The organism is Dyadobacter sp. BE31 (assembly GCF_031457695.1).
Lineage (GTDB): Bacteria > Bacteroidota > Bacteroidia > Cytophagales > Spirosomataceae > Dyadobacter.
The window spans coordinates 1205219-1223074 of sequence record NZ_JAVDXA010000002.1; the positions used below are offsets into that span (position 1 = coordinate 1205219).

Consider the following 17856-nt stretch of genomic DNA (forward strand, 5'->3'; position numbering starts at 1 on the left):
TCGGCTATGGAAGCAATATTTGACAACGCACCCGTTTTTTCTCTGAACCGGGCCGGTTTTCAGAGCCCCAGTCGGTGAGGATATTGATCACCGGTTCGAGGCTCTTTCCAAGGTCTGTAAGCTGGTACTCCACGCGCGGTGGCACTTCCGGGTATACTTTGCGGCTGATGAGGCCGTCACTCTCCATTTCGCGGAGTTGGAGGATCAGAATGCGTTCGGACACGGCCGGCAGGCTGCGGCGGAGGTCGCTGTACCGCATGGCGCCGTAAGCCAGCCGCCACAGGATCGAAGGTTTCCAGCGGCCGCCGATCAGGTCCAGGGTGTAAGCCATGTCACAATTTCCGTTGATGAGTATTTCGTTTTCAAGGTTCGTGGAGCTCTGTTTTCGCATAACTTACATTTATGTTAGTACTTGACAATTTTGTTAGTACCTGTAAAATTACGAGTAGGGCGATAGTTTTGCAATGAAATCAAAACCAATTCATCATCATGCAAAATTTGAAAGACAAAGTCGCATTCGTAACAGGGGGAAGCCGGGGCATTGGAGCAGCCATTGTGAAAAGGCTCGCGGCAGCAGGAGCGAAGGTGACTTTTACGTACGTCAACGGTAAGAGCCAGGCCGAAGCCCTCGTGAAAGAACTCACGGAAGAAGGCCTTACCGTAGTAGCCTTGCAATCCGACAATGCACGCGAGGGGGCCGTATCTGCGGCCATCGATCAGGCTATCGAACATTTTGGCAAGCTGGATATATTGGTAAACAGCGCCGGCGTGTACGTGGGTAAGGCATTCGAGGAGCATACCACCGAGGACTACGATTATGTCATGAATGTCAATGTCAAATCCGTGTTCGAGGCTTGCCTCACGGCTTCGCGGAAAATGGAGCAGGGCGGCCGCATCGTAACAATCGGCAGCTGCATGGCTGATCGCGCGGCGGTACCGCAGGCGACCTTGTATGCGGCGAGCAAGTCGGCGTTGTCGGGCTTTACGCGGGGGCTTTCGCGTGACCTCGGTCCGAAGGGGATTACGGTAAACCTCATTCAGCCGGGACCGGTCGATACGGATATGAACCCGTCGACCTCAGAATTCTCCGACTTTCAACGTGGTATGATGGCTATCCCGAAATACGGGCGTCCGGAGCACATTGCAGATGCGGTGGCGTTCCTGGCCAGCCCGACCAACAGCTACACCACGGGCTCGGTAATGACCATCGACGGCGGTACGCTAAGCTGATTTCAGCTCACGCCGGTAGGATCGGACGGATTAGTTTCCAATATTTGCCGCCGACACCAGGCTGTGAAAACCATTGGAAAAAGACCCCGCACTGCAAAAGATGATCGTCGACCACGTTCTGCGCCGCATTGAGCTCACGGCGGCCGAACAGGCGCATTTCGTTTCCCTTCTGAAAGTCCGCAAGTTGCTTCCGCGGCAATACCTTGTCCAGCAGGGTGATGTGTGCCGGTACGAAAGCTATGTTTGCCAAGGTTTTCTCCGCTCCTTTCATATGGACGAGAAGGGCAACGACCATACCCTGCATTTCGCGATGGAAGACTGGTGGATCTCCGATTTCACCAGTTTCCATTTACAGCTCCCCGCTACGAGGAGCATTGTGGCGCTCGAAGCTTCTGTGCTGTTACAAATAGAAAAGGACGATCTCGAACAACTCTACAAGGACGTTCCCGTATTCGAACGCTTCTGGCGCATTCTCGAACAAAAGGGCAGCATTGCCCAGGACCAGCGCATCCTGAACGCCATTTCCATGACCGGCGCCGAGCGGTATGAAGCGCTCATCACCAAATATCCTACCCTCGAACAGCGCATGCCGCAGCGGTATATCGCTTCCTACCTGGGCATTACCCCCGTATTCCTGAGCCAGATCCGAAAGCAGCTCGCGCGGCGGCCTTAAACAAGTTTAAGCACTTTTATTAAAATAGTTATATGCCGCGCAGCTGACGAGGCCGGTACTTTTGTAGTCAAAAAACGAAGTATGGAAACGATCAGCAAGACGATATTCGATAGCCCTGAAATACACGGCAGAAAACTGGCTAACCGCCTCGTGGTGGCGCCTATGACACGGGTGAGCGCGACGCCGGACGGTGTACCTACGCAGGAAATGGCAGATTATTACGAGGCGTTTGCAGCAGGCGGCTTTGGGATGATCATCACCGAAGGCACTTATACGGACGAATTGTTCAGCAAAGCCAACCATAACCAGCCGGGAATTGCGAATACAGCCCAAATGCAAGGCTGGAAGTGTGTGGCGACAGCCGTTCACAGGCATAATGTGCTTATTATTAATCAATTGATGCACGGCGGGGCGTTGTCGGAAATTACGGACGAAACGATCGCACCTTCGGCTGTACAACCGCTTGGATTACGGGCTACGGACCATACTGTGTCACCCAGCCCGTTTCCCATGCCGCGCGCGATGCAAGCGGAGGATTTAGAAGCAGTGAAAGCAGGTTATGTCCATGCCGCATGGCTGGCATATGAGGCGGGTTTCGATGGGGTTGAGCTACACGCGGCAAATGGTTATTTGTTCGACCAGTTCATAACGCCCTATACCAACCTCCGTACCGATGCTTATGGCGGTAATGAGCGGAACCGGCTGCGGTTTTTGATGGAAGTGTATCGGGCCGTGAAGGCGGCATTGCCCGACGGTTTCATCGTGGGCATCCGTGTTTCAGAGAGCAAAGTTAATGATCTCACCTACCGTTGGCCGGGCGGTTCGGAAACTGCGCGGCGGATTTTTGAAGTACTCGCCGAAATAAACCCTGATTACCTGCACATTGCGGCCGAAGGAGGCCGCTGGGAGCGCGAATGCCGCTATCCCGACGGAACTTCTTCCAACAGCATCGCCAAAAGCCTGCTCAAATCACCCGTGATCGCGAACGGCGGAATGCATGATGTTGCACTGGCCGAAAAATTGCTGAACAGCAACGCGGCCGACCTGGTATCGATCGGCCGTGCGGCCATTGCCTCGTCCGACTGGCCCAAACTGATGGCCGCCGGCCAGCCTGTAATACCCTTCTTCAAGGAGTTGATCAAACCAAGCCTCACGCTCGCACATACGCGACGCGTGCGGGAGCAATGCGATGAGTCGGCTTTGTGCTGATCACCATGAACTGTTATTTGGAAGCGAAATCCGGCCGTTCGAAAACTTCATTGACCGGCCGGGTTTCGATCCACCAGATTTCGTTGAGTGACGGATCATAGTATTTTGCCAGCCGGCCTTTGAGGAGCATTACCCTCTTAATGTCCTGTTTTTCGGGTATCAGGTTGCTGCTCGCGCCGTAAACCTGCCGGAAGCCATCGAGCAGGTAAGGCTCGTTTTCAAGCCTTGCCGGATCGAACGACTGGGCGTCTCTTACCTGTACATTACCTTTTACCAATGCAGCCGGCGGGGCGTCGCGGTAGAGGGGGAAGGTGAGGTAGGCGATTTGGGTACAGAGGCTAAATCCCCCAAAATTCCTCTTTTCCTGACCCTCATTCAGGAAGTACGGGTAATTCCGGAATGCATCATTGATTTCACGGGGTGTCGCTTTCTTTCCGTCCAGGAGGAGATTTAACTCGCCTTCGTACCCTACCAGCTGTTTTTTACGATCGAAATAGCCGCCTTTATACAGCGTAATCACATCTTTTGACCAACGGTGTGTGTTGATGTAATCCACTCGCAGGGCCATTTCCTTTTGGTGAGGCGCTATATTTTCGAGCAGGTAGGTTTTGAGTTGTACACGAGTGTTTGAAGGGTTGTATTTATCGTAAAAGGGCTTGGAATCAAGAGAATAATAGAAATTTCTCAGGTCGGGGATTGCGCGCTTGCGTATAAAATGGTACTCGAAGCGTTCTCCGAAATTAAACCCACCGTGATACGTCTCTCCCGCACTGAATTGCATGTAAAGATTGGGGCCATCGTATCCGATGGAATAGGTATGGCTGATACCTTTTTCTGGTTTAACGGGCAGTTCTGCAAAGTAAAAGCCATCCATGTCTGTTGAAATGGTTTTGACATAGACTTCGTCGTGCGTGATTTTCAGGGGTAAATTCGTGATCGGTTTGCCCGTTTCGCCATCCATGACCACGCCTGCCAAATGCAGCAGGTTTTTGGGTTTTCTTACACTAACCTCGACTGGCGAGCGATAGAAATTGATCACCTTTTTTCCTTTTCCCGGCACATCCCACCGAAATGCGGCCAGCACTACCGCCACTAGCGGCAGAATGAACAGAAAACACGCCATTAACACACGCGGGCTTGCATTTTTGTTCATCATTATAATCCGCTGTTTCAGGGAATGGTAACCAAACTGGTTCACCAATGAGAACTCCGGGCCGACGGCCGCTTTCAGGAGCAGATATTGATAGGCTTTCGTATCCGGGTGGTTTTCCAGCACTTTCTGGTCGGCAATGTATTCGAGGTTCTGGCGGATGGCGCTGCGGATCAGCCAGGCGAAGGGGTTGAACCAGTTGATAATGCACAGGATTTCAGACCAGATTACATCCAGTGAATGCCATTGCTGCACGTGAATGTATTCGTGCAGGATCATGTCCTGTAATTCGTCGGGCTTGTGCAGGTGAGGGTTGTAAAAAATGGCCTTTCCGAACGAGAACGGGCTCATGCAGAGGTCGAAATGGAAGATTTTTACACCGTCGTTTGAAACGAGCCGGGACTGTGACCGGATACGGAGGTAGGAGCGGATGTGCACCAGCAACCGAAACGCCATAACCACCACGCCGGCAAGCCAGATGTACAGCACCCACTCGGTGGCACTTTGGGCCCACGAACCGGCGGCAGCCACTGGCTCGCCAGGAATAACCGTCGCCGAGACCAGAGTTTCCGGTGCGGCTATGCGCGTAAAGGTGGGTACGCTTTGCACGAACACACGCGCAGGCGTGGGCTCAGGAGCGATGTAATGATTGATATTGATGACCGGGAATAGGAAGCAGAGAAAAGAGTACAACCACAGGTACCTGCGGTTGGCATCGTAAAATGTGAGCTTGCGCAGTACCAAATGGTAAAAAAGGGCGATCACGCTGAGGCCGACCGACAGTTTGAGCAGGTAATCCGGAAATGCCGACATAGCTGAAAAGTTTGGATGAATTACTTCTTTCCTTCGATCAGGCCGATGATTTCCCTTAGTTCGTCGGCCGAAATCTTGTTCTTCTGCGCGAAAAAGCTCACGAGTTCCTTGTAGGAGTTCTCGAAATAGTCTTTGACGACACCTCCCATAAACTTTTGCTTGTAGGCCTCCTCGCTGATCGCTGGGGCATACAAATAGGCATTACCGACCAGCCGGCTGCGGAGATATCCCTTCTTTTCGAGGTTTTTAATAGTCGAGGCGACCGTCGTATAGGGTGGGACGGGAGGCGCCATGGCCTCCATGAATGATTTGACGCTTCCTTCGCCGGTTTTCCATACGGCGAGCATGGCGTCCTGCTCCTGAATGGTCAGTTTTTCCATGGCTACGATTTTTTCGTAATTCTACGAATCTTTCGTAGTTCTGTCAAATATTTAAACTAAAAAATTAATTGATCCTTGACAATGCGCTAAATACCAGGGTTTTGGCTTTTATAGAACTGGACTTTTTTGAACATTTCGATCAGGGTCGAAACTTTCAGTTTTTCGAAAATACGTGCTTTGTAGGTACTGACGGAGCTTTCGGTAAGATTGAGTTTGATGGCGATTTCTTTGGTCCAGTAACCTTCGATGAGCATGTCCATCACTTCCAGTTCCCGTTGCGACAGGTGTTCGAGCGGGTTTTCGCCATTGGGTTTGTTTTCGAGGGTGTTGCGTAGCAGTTGCTGCTGAACGGCGGTGCTGATATAGTTACCGACTTCCAGCATGGACAATATCGCCTTTTTGATCTCTTCCTGAGAGGCATTTTTGGAGAGGAACCCATTGGCGCCTGCTTTGATATAATGTAAGGCATAGATCTCTTCTTCGAGGCTCGAGAAGATCATGATCAAAACTTTGGGCTGCACTTCCCGGATTCGCGGGATCATGTTGAACCCTTCGCCATCGGGAATATTGATGTCGAGGATAACCAGGTCGATCTGATTATTGGAGAGTTGGGCGAGTGTCTCACTGAAAGAGCCAGCTTCATGCACGACCACCGGGTTCAGCAAATCAAGAATCAAGAACCGGGTAGCGAGCCTGACAATAGCATGGTCTTCAACCAGTAAGATTTTTTTCATTTTTTTAAGGAGGACTTGTATTCAGTTTCCGACCGTTTATAACCTTTTGTGACTCAATGGCTATCAAATAAATACCGTAAATATTGAGTAAAACTCCTATTATTTGATGTAAAACTTATTCAGCGGTCTGTACAAGTTTACAGTTAATTACCCGGTTCGGCAAAAAAAGTTTTACTATTCGCGACAAAAATTCCGGGCCAAGAAGCGCCTGGAAGAGGTTTAATATGCATTTTTAGCCCAGTTTAAGGCCTTGCTACTCATTGCACATCCTGTTGCCTTAAGTTTTGAATCGAGTTTGTTTGAGTTATGTTAGAGAAATTTCTACATTTACGTGTAGCGACAGAAGTGTAATATTTATTCTTAGATTTACATCTTCAAATTACGAACTAGTTCCAAATCCGGAGCAAGTAGAATTATGACATTTGCGACAGAGGCTAAATGCCCGGGGTTCTGTCAGCCAATCAGCCAATTTATGAATATACTCATTATCGAGGACGAGCCGCTAACCGTACTGGGATTAAAGCAGAAAATCGGTGAGATCAATCCCGTAACGACGGTCGACAATGCATCGTCCGTCGACACAGCCTATGACCTTGCGAGCCGTAATATTTACGAACTGATTATTCTGGACGTCGATATCAAAGGGAAAGCCGGCGCGGGCGTGGTGGAGCGGATGAAAGCGCTGTACCCCGGTACCGCTATACTGGTTATCACCGACCTGGAAGAAAGCACGTATGGTCTACCGTATATGAAGGCAGGTGCGGATGGCTTTTTGTCGAAACTGGCGTCATCAGCGCAGTTCGACGAGGCGATCAGGGCGATGATGGTGATGGGCAAATATGCGAGCACGGCATTACAGCAGCAGATCATCCAGGAAAGCCAGATCAACCGTTCGCTGCGATATGTGAACCCGCTGATGAGCATTTCGGAAAGGGAGCGGCAGGTGATGAACCACCTCATTGCCGGGAAATCGACCGGGGAAATCGCCGCTATCCTGAATATCAATAAAACCACCGTGGGGACGCATAAAATGCGGATACTTAAAAAGATGCAGGTCAACAGCCTGATCAAGCTGATCGAGAAGGTAACCATGTTGAGCTGAACAAATGCGCAAAGCGGTGTTGCTGAAATCTCGATATATTTCTACAAAACGGAGAGAATCTGTTTTCTGATAATATTCCTAATATTGCACGAAATAATATTATACCCTGTCTGTATCGGTTAGCACCTCTATGAAATTCTTATGTATTGAAGACCACCCGCTGATTCTGCTGGGGCTCAAAATGGTATTTGCCGAGTTTTATCCCCGGGCGGCTGTAAGCCATGCGGAGACTTTTCCGAACGCACTCGCGGTCCTCGAACAGGAGTGTTTCGATCTGGCCGTGCTGGACATCGATATTCCGGGCGGCGAGAACGTCAGAATGATGAAGATGCTCCGCGAAAGGCAAGCCGGGCTTCCGATCCTCATCCACTCGGCATTTGACGAGAAGGTTTACGCGTTGCCGTACCTGCAAGCCGGTGCCGATGGGTTTATTTCCAAGCAGGCACCTCAGGAAGAGTTCCTGAATGCCGTGCAGGCGATTCTCGACCACGGCCGCTACGTGAGCTATGATGTGCAGCAAATTTTCCTTTCGAGCTTTACCGACATGAGCGGCCGCACCACAGGCGGTAACCCCATCGTCACACTGTCGCCCCGTGAGCGGCGCGTCATGCAGCTCATGACCGAAGGGAAATGGACCAAGGAGATCGCCGCGATCATGAATCTGAAAGAAAATACGATCAGTACCTACAAACGGCGCATTTACGATAAAATGGAAGTAAAAGACCCGATCGAATTGTCAAAAAAAATAGCGTTGTTCAGGTAACAACGCTATTCGGTAGGGTGTCGGTTGGGAATTGGTCATCGACCGCCGACCATAGACCATAGACCATGCATTTCGGACAGCAATAGCATGGTCCATCGTCTATGGTCCATGGTCGGCGCCGCAGGCGCTTACTTCGCCGGCTTCTTGAATATCGCCGGATCTACCGGGGTATTCACCGTTATTTTGTTGGTAATGAACGACATGGTTCCCATTTGCGGGTTGCTGATTTCCATTGTATTCGCAAATTTCACACCGTCGACTTCTTTATAGTCCGAAAGAGCGATTTCGCCATCATTGCCGTTCATCGAAACCTTCACTTTGGTTACCAGGTAGGTATTTGCATCCACAAATTCATCGATTACCTGCCCATCGGTCGTAGTGAGTTTCAGGTGGAAAACGTCTTTCTTGTCGACGGATTCCTTGCCCACGAGCTCCACTTTATTGCCTTTCTCCTTATAATTCACGAGGCCGCCGAATGGGTCGAGCGAGCTCAGTTGTTGTTTCAATTGGTCGGCTGGCATATCTTCCGGTTCTCCGGTGCCGCCCATCATGGTCGGACGGATCATCCATCCCTGGCCGTTATCCACTACCTGGATCATCGTATTGCCCATCACAGTCGATTCGTTGCGGACTGATTTGCCTACCACCAGGGTCGTTTTGTTCGGTATTTCCATGCCTTGTACAGCCAGGGAACGATCGGTGACGACGGTATTTACAGCCTTGATCTTGTCGAGCCCGCCCAGGGCAGCGACGTGTTTATCCACGATTTCATCGACAGTTTGCGCGTAAGAAGCCGTGGAGACGAGCGCCACTGCCATTGTCCAAATTAGTTTGTTTGTTTTCATACCGGAAATTGTATTTGAGTTTAAACAGGCTTGTGTAAGTTTCATTAAATATCGCTGTATTGATTCTGGCGGGGCGCGCCTAGCGGGGCGCACCTAGCGGGGTGCATTTCCGCCGCCGCCTTGCTGTCCGCCACCACCTTGTTGCCCGCCTCCGTCGCTTTTCACGTCGTCGTTGTTGACGGACTTGGCTTTCCTTTTCGGCGCATCCATCGTCATTTTACCAATTTTATAGGTAAATGTCAGGCGGAACCCGCGGTTGTAAAGATATACGTCGTTGACCTGGTTGAACTGCAAGGAAGTCAATTCGGTATGCATTTTAAACCTTTTGCTCAGGAAGTTTTCGGCAGCGAGGCCGAGACTGGCCTTTTTGTTGGCAAATTCCTTCTTCACGCCAATCGTATAGAAACCGAAGCCGCCCTGCTTGCCTTGCAGCTGAATCTGCTGGCCCTGCATGAACCCGAATGCCTGCGCGCCCCAGCCGTTTCCGAATGTTGCCTGTGAGAAAATACCACCGCTCACGTTCACACCGTCGTTATCGATTTCCTGTGAAAGCCCATTTTGTCCGATCGTCTGGCCAGTCAGTTTGGTATAAAACACGTTCGCAAAAACGCCGAAGTTGATTTTGGAAGTAGCAGCGATATTGGCAAAAATGTTGGCGCCATATGCGTGCTGCTTACCGATGTTCTCGTACGTGGTCACGATCGCGCCTGCGAGGGTGTCCGAGGGCTGGCGCACCTGCGAGATCGCATTGTTGGTGAATCGGCCGAAGAATGTCGCATTTACGTAGGTCTTTTTGATATTCTTGCTCAGACCCAGTTCGTAGTTGTTGGTCAGTTCGGGACGGAGTTCCGGGTTACCTACGGTGATGTTCTGCGGGTTGGCCGAGTTGAAGTTCGGGTTCAATTGTTGCAGGCCCGGGCGCTGGATACGACGGTTGTAGCCGAGTTTCACAGTTGTTCCTTTAAATGTCTTGGAAGCATTCACACTGGGGACCAGCACGCCATAGTTACCCACACCCACAACGCCCTCGTTGGTACTCGCGTCGATGAACGTGTGTTCGTACCGTAAACCTGCTTTGAGTGTATAGCGCTTTTTAGTGGTGTAAGTATAGGATGAATACGCCGCCGCGATGTTCTGATGGTAGGTCAGGTCTCCCGCAGGCTGATCTGTTTCCGGACGATAGTCACCTGTCGGTTCGGCGGTCAGGAAGCTGTACTTGCTTTTTACTTCCCTGAAAATCCCTTTTCCGCCGAATTCGAGCATCTGGTTTTTCTTGATCGGCGTCTGGTAGTCCGATTGAAACGTGAACTCCTGGTTAACGCTCTTGTTGAGGTTGCGTTGGCGGGAAGTCAACTCTTTCTCAGTAAAAATGTCGGCGTCGAAGTCGTTGGTGAGGTCGTTGCGGCTGTACAGCGTCGAAATGCTCCATTCCTGCTGCGGCTTGAATGTGTGCAGGTAATCCACATTCACATCCACGGTTCCCGAAAGGTTGTCCGCCGCCACATTGCGTGCGGAGAGCGCATCCGGATTGCCGGTTTTCATCAGGCGGGTCGCAAGGTCCTGCTGGTTCGAGAAGTTACGTACACCGTATTTTACGCCGGCCGTGAGGCTCTGGTTTTTAGCAATATCATAGTCGAAGCCCAGGTTGTAGTTTCCGAAGAGCCCGTGGCTCGAACCGTCGCCGGTCTGGAGCGTGGTGGTGGTAATGTCTCCCACGGTGCTGGTTTGTTCCAGGGAGGTTTTGGTAACGGTGTTGTACATGCCGCGTCCGAAGCCGCCGATGGTGAAACCGGCCTTCCCTTTACGGTAACCGCCGTTCAATGCGAGCATCGAGCCGCGGTTACCTACGCCGGCGTCGATATTCAGGTTGAGACCTTGCAGCGAGTTCTTTTTAGTGATGATGTTGATGATCCCGCCTGATCCTTCGGCGTCATATTTGGCCGACGGGCTCGTGATCACTTCCACCGATTTGATCTGGTCGGCCGGGATTTGTTTTAATGCATCAGCCACGCTGTTGGCGATAATGGTACTGGGTTTGTTATTGACCAGCACGCGGATGTTCTGGCTGCCTCGGAGCGAAACATTCCCGTCGAGATCGACGGTAAGCAACGGTACCTTCCGCAAAATGTCAGTAGCGTCGCCACCTTTTGCCGTAATGTCTTTTTCTGCATTATAAACCAGCCTGTCCACCTTTTCCTCAATCAGCGCGGCCTGCCCGGTGACAGTTATTTCGTTGAGCGTTTTGGTGTTGGAGCCCAGACTGATCGTTCCAAGATCCATATCCTGGCCTTTGGAGAGCTTGATGTTGTCGATCGTCTTGTTGGCGTAACCGATGAAAGAAATGAGCACCTTGTAGTCGCCGGCAGCGAGTTTGTTGAGGGTGAACTTTCCTTTTTCGTCGGCCACTGTACCGTCAACCGCCTTATTGTTGACTTTGTCGTACAACGCAACGCTCACAAATTCAATAGGTTTTGAAGAAGCTGAATCTACAACGGAACCGGTAATCTTAGCCGATCCCTTCGGGCTTTGGTCGCCGGCTGTTCCCGGCAGGGCTTTGGGCTGGCTGCTTCCTGTACCTGGGAATTGTGCAAATACCGGAGATAGGAGTGAGCTGGCAAGGATGGAAAAAATGAGGAGAATTCTTCGCATTTTCATGGTTTTAGTAAATGACGCAACAAAAATGGTAGCGCGCACGCAAGGCTGAAAGGAAAATATGACAAAGGCCGGATTATGGGGGATGGATGAATGGATCGGCGCGATGGATGAAAAGTGGAAAGGAGGTCTCTTTACTTTTGGCGGGCTGTTGACTTTTTGTGCTAATGCTATGTTTTTGGTGGGGCTTATTGATGATTTCTAGTGTTATGTAGAAATAATAGTAAAAATATTGACCTTTTGTACCAATATTTACTACAAAAACGATTTCTTTGTGTAACTATAATCAAGCACCCTTCACGATACTAAGTTCACTGAGTAACCCCAAATCTAACCCGGTAGTGAGTTATGATCTTTCAATGGATCTGTGTCATGATGACAGTGGTGTCGCTGCTGGCTTTTTTTCTGTGGGTACGGGGCCGGTACTTTCGGCTCGAACTTGCCAAAAAGGAACTGGAACAACAGGTGGAAGACCTGTCGCGCAGGCTTGAATACAGCAACGGACTCAAACAAAAAATCACGATGATGATCGCCCACGATCTTCAATCGCCCCTGCATTTCCTGAACGTCCTTTCCGATCACGTGTCGCGTTTTGCGGCCAATGACCAGCTTCCCGAAGTGAAAGCAGGCACCGAGGAAATCAAGAAAGCGACAGGCAATATCCACGCTTTTGTGAAAGAGGTGAACCTGTGGGCACGCTCGCAGCACGAGAACTTCCAGCCCGCCCAGCATTCGTTCTCATTCAGCGAATTAGCAGGCGAATTGCAGCAGTTTTTTGAAGATATGGTGCTGCTCAATAAGAATGTACTGGTGGTAGATTGCCCGGAAGATGTCTTCGTTTATACCAACCGTGATATCCTGAAAGCTATCCTGAGAAACCTGATCGACAACGCCAACAAGCATACGCGGGGCGGAGAGGTGCGACTTGTTTTCACCAATTCGGAAAATGGACCGGTACTTACTGTCACCGACAATGGAAGCGGAATGCTACCCAGCGAGTTGCAGAAAGTCCGGCGACGGCTGTCGAACCCGGCTGTCAATGCGCCGGTGGAGCCGAACAACCGGCTGGGTTATCAGCTGATCGCGGATTTTGCGCACACGCTCGGCTTCACGATGTCCGTTAAAAGCGGCAGGGGTGTAGGCACCACCGTGAGCATAGGTGGCCTGGCATTACACAGCCCTTTTGTCTCCCCGTTGCATTCAACCGAGGTTATAGGCATCTGCCAGCCTGACTAATGCACTTCTGTTTTCGATATTGAGCTTCTTGAATATTCTTCGCTTGAATGTATTCACCGACGTGTACTGAACTTGTAGAATTTCGCTGATCTGCGTCACGGAATAATCCTTGGCGAGGTAAATCGCTACCTGAAACTCCCGCGTGGTGAGCTGGTCGAAAGGATTGCCCGATTTGCCCGTTAGCGTGTCGTTGATCAGGATCGTGGCCAGGTTCGGGCTTGCATAACGCTTTCCGTCCAGGATGGTCCTCACTGCTTTCAGAAGTTCTTCCGGCGACGAATCTTTTTCCAGGTAGCCATGTGCACCCTGTTGCAGCGAGCGTTTACCGAAAATGCTTTCGTCATTCATGGAGACGACCAGCACTTTGGTATTCGCATGAAATTCCAGGATCCATTGCAGCAAAACGGTGGAGTCCGTTTCCGGCATATTCAGGTCCAGCAGCAGCAGGTCGTAGGCGTGCATGGCAAATTGCGCCTTAACCGACGCACCGTCCCAGCTCTCGTCGATCTGGCTATCTTTGAAATGGTTGTGAAGTGCTAATTTAAGCCCGTAACGTACCAGCGAATGGTCGTCGGCTATTAGTATTTTCATCATTTAGCGAACGTTGAGAATATAATTAATGGCAATATCGCAACATTTCGCGCGGTTCTGCAAATAAACCTTGGGGCGAAAATGGCCCATTCCGCTTAAAATGCCCATTTTTTTGATATCCTCCGCGTCCGGGACTGCTTCGCTGATTGTCCACCGATTGATTTAATCCTAAAACAAAGTCCCTGAATAGCTCGAAAACTTCGCCGGCAGATCGGTTTCATCGAGCATTTCTTTCAGATCTATTTCAATATTGCGGATAATGGTGCTGATGGGCGTGTCGTTGAGCAAGCCCTCGAAAGGGTTCTCGCTGATATCGCCTACATATTCCATAAACATAAAAACCCAGGAGACGATCATGTTGAAAGGAATCAGCAAAAACATGTACTTCTCACCCAAATCCACGAACTGAGGCAGCAGACCGAACGGCAGTAACGTCATGAAAATAAATATAAAAAGCATGGACGTAGTCGCATACTGGCGCGGGAACGGCGTGTTTTTGATCCTTTCGCTTTTGCCCTGTTCGTCGTAGAGCTTTGAAATAAGGTCTTGCAGCGCCACGTGCTGATAGGCATCGAGCGAGCCGGCGCGGCGAAGGTCACGGATGTGCTGTGATTGCAGGTCGAGGATCTGCGTCGCCTGGTTCTTCTTGTCTTTGATCGACGCAAGCTCCGCCTCGGGCAGGTGTTTCGCGATCTCCACGTCACAAGGTACCTGTGAACGCCTGAATGCCTTGCGTTGGCGTTCGCTCGCGCGGTCGGTGTGCTCCCAGTTTGTCCGCTGGACCATGGTGTTCTTCAATGCGTACAGCCATGCGATGTGTCTGTATATGATAATGCGGTTTTCCTGAGCAGCAATAATGTTGTCCGAGTCGGGCGAGCAGGTCGTAAAAGAGCGTACCGCAGCGCTGAACGACCGGCTGTGGTTCGTAATGGCGCCCCACACTTTGCGGGCCTCCCAGCTGCGGTCGTACGACTGGTTGTTTTTAAAGCCCACAAAAAATGCTGTGGCCGTACCGACCAGTGACACCGGAAGCCAGGGGATAGCTACCCATTTCCAGCCGAGGTATTCGTACACAAAAATGGCGATGGAGCCCGTAGCGATCGAAAACAGGACCATCCGCCAGGAATAGTAGTAGACGATAATAGGTGAGAGGTAGCGGTTGATGTACATAAGGAGCTATTGAGTGATGGGAGTGAGTAATTTTCGGCTCCTAAAATGCAAACAAATCGCTTCCGAGACAATTGTTAGTGCGATTCGGCTACTTCTTTAAGCAAATGCAGCGCGGTTTTCCAGTAAAATTCCATGTGTTTGCGGATTTCGAATGTGAGAAGGTTGCGGATTGTGAGGGTTAGAAGCGTTTGATTGCCGGTTTCCCGGAGCTCAAAGCGAATAGCGGAATAGTTTTCCGGAATGTCGGGAACGATCGAAAGCGAACTCCAATGGGTGTATTCCAATGCATTTGGCGGGTCGAACCGAACGATTTTTCCCCTGTTTTCAAACGGTAAGCCATGCAAATCTCCGCGTTCCAGCAATTTTCCATTTTCGTGCCATTCAGTGAGGATATCGACGGGTGTATCGAGCATCCATTTGCCGATCAGCTCGCGTTGTGTAAGCGTCGCCCAGATGTTTTGCGCGGAGGTGTTAATCACGATTTCGAGATGAATGGTTTTGTTTTCGTGCACGGGTATGATGTTTTCAGAACCAAGCAGGAGAACAACCGCTAAACTCTTTGAATTCCTTGGGAAAGCGAACTAAATGAAAATCGACTGGTCGCAGAAAAGCAAAGTAGTCGCTAGTACTCATCTGAGTCGTCCGTCAGTTGTTTTGCTTTCAGATTTTTACGAATCCTGGATACCACTTTTAGTATTAGAATAGCGAATATTCCAACACCGACCACTGGGTAGTATTCTTCAATCGGAACGCTAATGTGACCACCTCCACTTAACATCAAAAGTATTCCCAGCAGACAAAGAATCAATACGAAGTATAGCAGTATACTGATTACAAGCAGGCCTAGTCTTATTAACCGGGGTTTTTTCATTTAACAGGTGGGTCGGTGCGGTTGGAATACAAACTTACTGGTCACTTTTATTTGGCCTTCCAAAATACAACAAATACCCATCGGCGTCTTTTACCTCAAAACCACGTAAGTTATCGTCGTTGTTGCAGATAGGCAGAAAGAACTCGACATTCCTGGATGCAAACTCTGCCGCTAGGGCATCGGGATTGGGTACGTACAGGTAGGCATCCCAGCGCATAATGCCTTGTTTGATATCCCTCGTGTGGTTGGGAATCGGGTCCACGCCGACGGCCTTGAACATAATCATCGCCGCGCCGCGCTCGACGATCCCGAAAAAAATGTCGTCTTCGCTCGGGCCCTGGAATGTAATCTCAAAACCCAGGAAATCGCGGTAAAATGCGAGTGCGGCCGGGACATTTCTGACAATAAAGCATGGGGCGATGCCATGGATTGCTGGGTTGGTCATAGGGAGGAGAAGGTTAATGAAGGAATTTTTGCAGCCAAACCAGATCAAAATACCGGCCGTTTTTGTAGCCGATTTTTTCGAAATTTCCACATTCATTGTATCCCATTGCTTTATGGAAGTTCAGGCTGGCTGTGTTTTCCGATGAAATGTTGACTAAAATACTGGATATTTTCAGAACTCTAAGCTCGGTTTCGAGCATATTGTAAAGTTCGCTCCCAATTCCCTTCCTGGTGTAATTCTCTTTCAACCAATAGGTTAGTTTGGCGGTCTGTGAAAATGTGCTTTCGGGCCGGAAGTTATAGGCATATCCAAATCCAACTACTTCCCCGCCGTTTAAGGCTACGTATCTCGGAAGTACGTTTTGCTCATTGAATAAATGTGAGATACTGCCTTGGTCTAAAAGTGTCTCGGAAAAGTAGGATGTAGAATGAGTGATATAGTAGTTGATAATATCTAAAATATCATCAGCATCGGTCGGGACCATTGCCCGGAATGTGACATTTTCCTGATTCAAGGTGTTTGGTATTTAAATCAATTGATAACCGGACTTTATTAAAGATTAACCGGATTGAGTGTGTAGCCTTTGTTTCTAAGTAACTGGATGAGGCCGGTTTTGTATTGCAGATGTTTAAACCCGACGGCGATAAAGCAATTTCCTTCTGATATCTTTTCTTCAATTTTAGGAACCCAATGTGCATTCCTGTGAATAGTTGCTTTTCCGAGATTTACATTGACTTCTTCGCTGAGCCTGAGCGGTTGGCGAAGCGTTTTGGAGTATAATGCAAGGTCTTTTGCTTCCTCAGGAGCTTGCTGCTGAAAGGCAGTTTTATCATTAATTATATCTACCAGCATTTTGGCAATATTCCGGTAGCCCAAACCATTTATTACGTTGTCAACTTCTTGTGGATCATCCAATTGAAAAACAGGTTTATTTAGTTTACTCAATCGATTCAACAGAAGGCCATCAAATGGCTCGTCCTGCTTATTCCCATGGCCCAGTTGTATGGTAAGGGCTACTTGAAACATTGACAAAAGATCAGCATCATTGGTGTGCTGCCGTATGCTGCCGTATGACGACGCGGTGAAAAAACTGTCAACGATTGCATATTCTGCCGGTGTGAAGATCGAATCGAGTGGCGGCTGAGCAGTTTGAATCGGAGGAGGAGTATCACCGATATGCGAGCCACCGGTTTCAAAAAGTGCGAAATCACAGCTGGTAGCGATGCGCATCACTTGTGGAAAGCTGTCAAGCACTGAAATGGAAGCCACATGATAAGTCCCAAACAAATAGGACGGTTTTGCAAGCCCCTTACCGCTAATCTCCCACAATACCGACTGGTTATCCTGCCCGAACACTGCGACGGCGCAATTCAGGATTGCGACCAGGATAAGGAGTAATGCTCTTTTCATGCTGTTTGCTGATTTTTAGTTGAAATGAAGCGTTTTAAACAACTATATTGGCGGGTCAGAAACCCTTTTTATGGCCGACCAACTTTTCAATCGCCGCGATCTCATTGCCTACTTTGTTGTTGCAGCGACCGGTGCATTGACCAATTTGCTGGTTGCTACTATTTTACAGGAATGGCTTCCAATTTCCTATAAGTCGGCCTTGTTTGCGGGATATTGGTTTTCATTTATCGTCGGCTATTTTTTAACAAGGCTTTTTGCATTCAACGCAAGGAATACGACGCAAACCCGGCGGCAGATCGTAAAGTTTATTATGGTTTCGATCCTGTCCTGCCTTATTACCGTTTATGGATCGGCCATTTTGTATGATATTTCCCGGCAATGGTTTGGCACATTTATTTTTCTGATCCCTTTTTCGGTAAAGGAAGTTAATTTGAATAAACTGTTTTCACAAATTGCGGCGATGGGGGCGAGCTTTTTGAGCAATTATGTTTTACACAAGCAGTTTACTTTCCGTGATACCGGATTTTATGACCGGTTGAAAAGACTGCTGGATATCTGAGGCATTTCGGCTGCACGTGACGG

At 49.5% G+C, this 17856-nt stretch carries 20 protein-coding genes; 8 read left to right on the forward strand and 12 right to left on the reverse strand.

The features are described from left to right. Positions 1-4: 4 nt before the first annotated feature. Entirely contained in the window at positions 5-391 is a 387-nt protein-coding gene (locus tag J2Y43_RS13545; protein ID WP_309983393.1) for a helix-turn-helix domain-containing protein, read from the reverse strand. A gap of 98 nt (positions 392-489) precedes the next feature. Here J2Y43_RS13545 and J2Y43_RS13550 point away from each other — a divergent pair, with 98 nt between their 5' ends. The 3 genes from J2Y43_RS13550 (at position 490) to J2Y43_RS13560 (ending at position 3112) form a co-directional block, all read left to right on the forward strand. Beyond that, positions 490-1230 (forward strand): SDR family oxidoreductase, encoded by a 741-nt coding sequence (locus J2Y43_RS13550; protein WP_309983395.1) that lies wholly within the window; start codon positions 490-492, stop codon positions 1228-1230. Between the two features lie 73 nt (positions 1231-1303). Next, positions 1304-1903: a Crp/Fnr family transcriptional regulator gene (locus J2Y43_RS13555; protein ID WP_309983397.1), complete on the forward strand. Its 600-nt coding sequence runs from the start codon at positions 1304-1306 to the stop codon at positions 1901-1903. Positions 1904-1984: 81 nt separating this feature from the next. Beyond that, the gene (locus tag J2Y43_RS13560; protein WP_309983399.1) at positions 1985-3112 is read left to right on the forward strand and encodes an NADH:flavin oxidoreductase; all 1128 of its coding nucleotides are present in this window, start codon (positions 1985-1987) and stop codon (positions 3110-3112) included. Between the two features lie 13 nt (positions 3113-3125). On the opposite strand, the gene J2Y43_RS13565 is transcribed toward J2Y43_RS13560, so the two are convergent. The 3 genes from J2Y43_RS13565 to J2Y43_RS13575 all read right to left on the reverse strand — a co-directional run bounded on the left by J2Y43_RS13565 (position 3126) and on the right by J2Y43_RS13575 (position 6189). Then, positions 3126-5075: a M56 family metallopeptidase gene (locus J2Y43_RS13565; RefSeq protein ID WP_309983401.1), complete on the reverse strand. Its 1950-nt coding sequence runs from the start codon at positions 5073-5075 to the stop codon at positions 3126-3128. A 20-nt stretch (positions 5076-5095) separates the two neighbouring features. Continuing rightward, a complete protein-coding gene (locus J2Y43_RS13570; protein ID WP_309983403.1) occupies positions 5096-5455 on the reverse strand; it encodes a BlaI/MecI/CopY family transcriptional regulator in 360 nt (119 codons plus the stop codon). Between the two features lie 86 nt (positions 5456-5541). Then, positions 5542-6189 (reverse strand): response regulator transcription factor, encoded by a 648-nt coding sequence (locus J2Y43_RS13575; RefSeq protein ID WP_223405828.1) that lies wholly within the window; start codon positions 6187-6189, stop codon positions 5542-5544. Positions 6190-6661: 472 nt separating this feature from the next. Between J2Y43_RS13575 and J2Y43_RS13580 the strand changes: the two genes are divergently transcribed. Next, positions 6662-7291 carry a response regulator transcription factor gene (locus J2Y43_RS13580; RefSeq protein WP_309983405.1) on the forward strand — a complete coding sequence of 210 codons (630 nt, stop codon included), beginning with the start codon at positions 6662-6664 and terminating at the stop codon, positions 7289-7291. A gap of 130 nt (positions 7292-7421) precedes the next feature. Then, positions 7422-8054: a response regulator transcription factor gene (locus J2Y43_RS13585; protein WP_309983407.1), complete on the forward strand. Its 633-nt coding sequence runs from the start codon at positions 7422-7424 to the stop codon at positions 8052-8054. 128 nt (positions 8055-8182) lie between these two features. On the opposite strand, the gene J2Y43_RS13590 is transcribed toward J2Y43_RS13585, so the two are convergent. Together J2Y43_RS13590 and J2Y43_RS13595 are read right to left on the reverse strand one after the other, a co-directional pair. Beyond that, positions 8183-8899 carry an outer membrane lipoprotein-sorting protein gene (locus J2Y43_RS13590; protein WP_309983409.1) on the reverse strand — a complete coding sequence of 239 codons (717 nt, stop codon included), beginning with the start codon at positions 8897-8899 and terminating at the stop codon, positions 8183-8185. A gap of 93 nt (positions 8900-8992) precedes the next feature. After that, positions 8993-11554, reverse strand: a complete 2562-nt coding sequence (locus tag J2Y43_RS13595) for a TonB-dependent receptor domain-containing protein (RefSeq protein ID WP_309983411.1) — start codon at positions 11552-11554, stop codon at positions 8993-8995. Between the two features lie 58 nt (positions 11555-11612). Between J2Y43_RS13595 and J2Y43_RS13600 the strand changes: the two genes are divergently transcribed. Beyond that, on the forward strand, positions 11613-11756 hold the full coding sequence (locus J2Y43_RS13600) for a hypothetical protein (RefSeq protein WP_309983413.1): 144 nt from the start codon (positions 11613-11615) through the stop codon (positions 11754-11756). A gap of 167 nt (positions 11757-11923) precedes the next feature. Continuing rightward, on the forward strand, positions 11924-12787 hold the full coding sequence (locus J2Y43_RS13605) for a HAMP domain-containing sensor histidine kinase (RefSeq protein ID WP_309983415.1): 864 nt from the start codon (positions 11924-11926) through the stop codon (positions 12785-12787). Here the strand turns inward: J2Y43_RS13605 and J2Y43_RS13610 are convergent. The 6 genes from J2Y43_RS13610 to J2Y43_RS13635 all read right to left on the reverse strand — a co-directional run bounded on the left by J2Y43_RS13610 (position 12752) and on the right by J2Y43_RS13635 (position 17274). Beyond that, complete coding sequence (locus J2Y43_RS13610) at positions 12752-13381, reverse strand: response regulator transcription factor (protein WP_309983417.1); 630 nt, start codon at positions 13379-13381, stop codon at positions 12752-12754. The genes J2Y43_RS13605 and J2Y43_RS13610 overlap by 36 nt on opposite strands. 165 nt (positions 13382-13546) lie before the next feature. Continuing rightward, positions 13547-14548 carry a bestrophin family ion channel gene (locus J2Y43_RS13615; RefSeq protein WP_309983419.1) on the reverse strand — a complete coding sequence of 334 codons (1002 nt, stop codon included), beginning with the start codon at positions 14546-14548 and terminating at the stop codon, positions 13547-13549. 74 nt (positions 14549-14622) lie between these two features. Further along, complete coding sequence (locus tag J2Y43_RS13620; protein WP_309983421.1) at positions 14623-15060, reverse strand: SRPBCC domain-containing protein; 438 nt, start codon at positions 15058-15060, stop codon at positions 14623-14625. A 393-nt stretch (positions 15061-15453) separates the two neighbouring features. Continuing rightward, the gene (locus tag J2Y43_RS13625; RefSeq protein WP_309983424.1) at positions 15454-15864 is read right to left on the reverse strand and encodes a VOC family protein; all 411 of its coding nucleotides are present in this window, start codon (positions 15862-15864) and stop codon (positions 15454-15456) included. A 13-nt stretch (positions 15865-15877) separates the two neighbouring features. Beyond that, positions 15878-16378: an N-acetyltransferase family protein gene (locus tag J2Y43_RS13630; RefSeq protein ID WP_309983426.1), complete on the reverse strand. Its 501-nt coding sequence runs from the start codon at positions 16376-16378 to the stop codon at positions 15878-15880. A 38-nt stretch (positions 16379-16416) separates the two neighbouring features. Continuing rightward, positions 16417-17274 carry a TraB/GumN family protein gene (locus tag J2Y43_RS13635; protein WP_309983428.1) on the reverse strand — a complete coding sequence of 286 codons (858 nt, stop codon included), beginning with the start codon at positions 17272-17274 and terminating at the stop codon, positions 16417-16419. 70 nt (positions 17275-17344) lie between these two features. Here J2Y43_RS13635 and J2Y43_RS13640 point away from each other — a divergent pair, with 70 nt between their 5' ends. Then, positions 17345-17833, forward strand: a complete 489-nt coding sequence (locus tag J2Y43_RS13640) for a GtrA family protein (protein WP_309983430.1) — start codon at positions 17345-17347, stop codon at positions 17831-17833. The last annotated feature ends 23 nt before the right edge of the window (positions 17834-17856 follow it).

Excerpts from the sequence above, each read along its gene's own strand:
- J2Y43_RS13545 (WP_309983393.1), bottom strand. The coding sequence starts at position 391 with ATGCGAAAACAGAGCTCCACGAACCTTGAAAACGAAATACTCATCAAC.
- J2Y43_RS13550 (WP_309983395.1), top strand. The coding sequence starts at position 490 with ATGCAAAATTTGAAAGACAAAGTCGCATTCGTAACAGGGGGAAGCCGG.
- J2Y43_RS13560 (WP_309983399.1), top strand. The coding sequence starts at position 1,985 with ATGGAAACGATCAGCAAGACGATATTCGATAGCCCTGAAATACACGGC.
- J2Y43_RS13565 (WP_309983401.1), bottom strand. The coding sequence starts at position 5,075 with ATGTCGGCATTTCCGGATTACCTGCTCAAACTGTCGGTCGGCCTCAGC.
- J2Y43_RS13570 (WP_309983403.1), bottom strand. The coding sequence starts at position 5,455 with ATGGAAAAACTGACCATTCAGGAGCAGGACGCCATGCTCGCCGTATGG.
- J2Y43_RS13575 (WP_223405828.1), bottom strand. The coding sequence starts at position 6,189 with ATGAAAAAAATCTTACTGGTTGAAGACCATGCTATTGTCAGGCTCGCT.
- J2Y43_RS13580 (WP_309983405.1), top strand. The coding sequence starts at position 6,662 with ATGAATATACTCATTATCGAGGACGAGCCGCTAACCGTACTGGGATTA.
- J2Y43_RS13585 (WP_309983407.1), top strand. The coding sequence starts at position 7,422 with ATGAAATTCTTATGTATTGAAGACCACCCGCTGATTCTGCTGGGGCTC.
- J2Y43_RS13590 (WP_309983409.1), bottom strand. The coding sequence starts at position 8,899 with ATGAAAACAAACAAACTAATTTGGACAATGGCAGTGGCGCTCGTCTCC.
- J2Y43_RS13595 (WP_309983411.1), bottom strand. The coding sequence starts at position 11,554 with ATGAAAATGCGAAGAATTCTCCTCATTTTTTCCATCCTTGCCAGCTCA.
- J2Y43_RS13600 (WP_309983413.1), top strand. The coding sequence starts at position 11,613 with ATGACAAAGGCCGGATTATGGGGGATGGATGAATGGATCGGCGCGATG.
- J2Y43_RS13605 (WP_309983415.1), top strand. The coding sequence starts at position 11,924 with ATGATGACAGTGGTGTCGCTGCTGGCTTTTTTTCTGTGGGTACGGGGC.
- J2Y43_RS13610 (WP_309983417.1), bottom strand. The coding sequence starts at position 13,381 with ATGATGAAAATACTAATAGCCGACGACCATTCGCTGGTACGTTACGGG.
- J2Y43_RS13615 (WP_309983419.1), bottom strand. The coding sequence starts at position 14,548 with ATGTACATCAACCGCTACCTCTCACCTATTATCGTCTACTACTATTCC.
- J2Y43_RS13625 (WP_309983424.1), bottom strand. The coding sequence starts at position 15,864 with ATGACCAACCCAGCAATCCATGGCATCGCCCCATGCTTTATTGTCAGA.
- J2Y43_RS13635 (WP_309983428.1), bottom strand. The coding sequence starts at position 17,274 with ATGAAAAGAGCATTACTCCTTATCCTGGTCGCAATCCTGAATTGCGCC.
- J2Y43_RS13640 (WP_309983430.1), top strand. The coding sequence starts at position 17,345 with ATGGCCGACCAACTTTTCAATCGCCGCGATCTCATTGCCTACTTTGTT.